General features: G+C 61.2%; 2 protein-coding genes. One reads left to right on the top strand and one right to left on the bottom strand.

Annotated elements, in window-relative coordinates:
- The coding region (locus AU381_RS00070) for a cytochrome c biogenesis CcdA family protein (RefSeq protein WP_280137768.1) at positions 1 to 614 on the bottom strand (614 nt) is incomplete at its 3' end.
- 265 nt (positions 615 to 879) lie between these two features.
- Between AU381_RS00070 and AU381_RS00075 the strand changes: the two genes are divergently transcribed.
- On the top strand, positions 880 to 1,676 hold a 797-nt coding region (locus AU381_RS00075; RefSeq protein WP_156528513.1), incomplete at its 3' end, for an alpha/beta hydrolase family protein.

Here is a 1,676-nt window from a genome sequence, read left to right on the forward strand (position 1 = left end):
ACGCCCGCCAGCACAGCGATACCGAGGCCTTGGCGAAGACGCTCGCCGAGACCGAGCGACCGCTTCATCGAGGCGAATACCTTGCCGCCGACGAGTACAGCCAGCGCCAGCGAAGTAGCCGCGCCCGCAGCGTAGGCCGCCAGCAGAAGTGTCGTCCCAAGGTTCGCCCCATGGAGCGCGGCGCCGGTCAGGACCAGCCCCAGAATCGGGCCGGCGCAGGGCGCCCAAAGAAGTCCGGTTGCGACGCCGAGAAGCAGGGATGCTCCGACGCTCGCCTTCGCGACCGCCCTTTGGGAGAGGCGGTTGCCAAGCGCGACTGCCGGACGAGTGACCACCGCCGCGATCCGCGGCGAAAGCAGCATTACGCCGAAAACCGCGAGCACAACAATTGCTGCATATCGGCCGGCTTCGTTCGCCTGCACCGCCCAATCCCCACCAATAGCGGCAAGCGTTGCCACACCCGCGAATGTCACCACTTTGCCTAGGAGCATCGGAAGAATGCTTCTCGCGAATGGCTGACCAGCTCGAGAAAACACGAAAGGCGAGACCGGAAGGATGCAGGGGCTGACAATCGTCAGCACGCCGGCAAGATAGGCAATAATGAACAGGATCATCGTCGTCCCTCTGCAGAGGACCGATGCCTCAATCCGACACCGGTCGCACTTGACACGTGCAGCATGGGACCAGAGGGAAGTATCCTGCTTGTGTCGTCTCCCAAGCGGATCTGTACCAGAATGCAGACTGAGCATCGACGAGAAATGGAATCATGCCGGGCGTATTCGTGGACCTGCGCCTATATGAGCGGCCACAGAGCCGTCCAATAACACCGATAAAATCGGTCGCCTGACTGTCATTTCCTTGAAGTGAAGGAGTGGCCCCATGGCTTTCGATACGCAACGGCTCCAATTTGCCGGCCATTCCGGCGCAACCCTCGCCGCCCGCCTCGACCTCCCCAACGGACCTTTGCGGGCCTACGCATTGTTTGCCCATTGCTTCACCTGTTCCAAGGACCTGGCGGCAGCGCGCCGGATTGCAGCGGAGCTTGGGCGCGAAGGCATCGCTGTCCTGCGTTTTGATTTCACGGGGCTGGGATCGAGCGAAGGTGAATTCGCCTCGACGAATTTCTCCTCCAATGTTGCCGACCTTCTGTCAGCCGCCGACTATTTGCGCCACCGCTATCAGGCACCGTCGTTGCTGATCGGCCACTCGCTCGGCGGCGCAGCGGTCCTGGCCGTCGCCAAGGACATTCCTGAAGTGCGCGCCGTGGCAACAATCGGGGCGCCGGCAGACGTGGGCCACGTGCTGAAGAATTTCGGAACGAGCCTCGAGGAGATCGAGAGGAGCGGTGCGGCCGAAGTCGATCTTGCCGGACGCAAGTTCCTTATTAGAAAGCAATTTGTCGAGGACGCGCGTGCACAGCGCATCAAGGATGCTGTTGCGCGTTTGAAAAAGCCGCTCCTCATCCTTCACGCACCGCTGGATCAGACGGTCGGTATCGAAAACGCAACTGAAATCTTCCTCGCGGCCAAACATCCAAAGAGCTTTGTTTCGCTGGACAAGGCCGACCACCTACTCACGAATTCCGAGGATGCGGCCTTCGCCGGTCGGATCATTTCGGGGTGGCTGACGCGTTATCTGGCCACCGACGCGCCGCAAGGGACTGCGCCTATCGAACA

Origin of the sequence: Sinorhizobium glycinis, assembly GCF_001651865.1 — a bacterium.
Classification (GTDB): Bacteria; Pseudomonadota; Alphaproteobacteria; order Rhizobiales; family Rhizobiaceae; genus Sinorhizobium; species Sinorhizobium glycinis.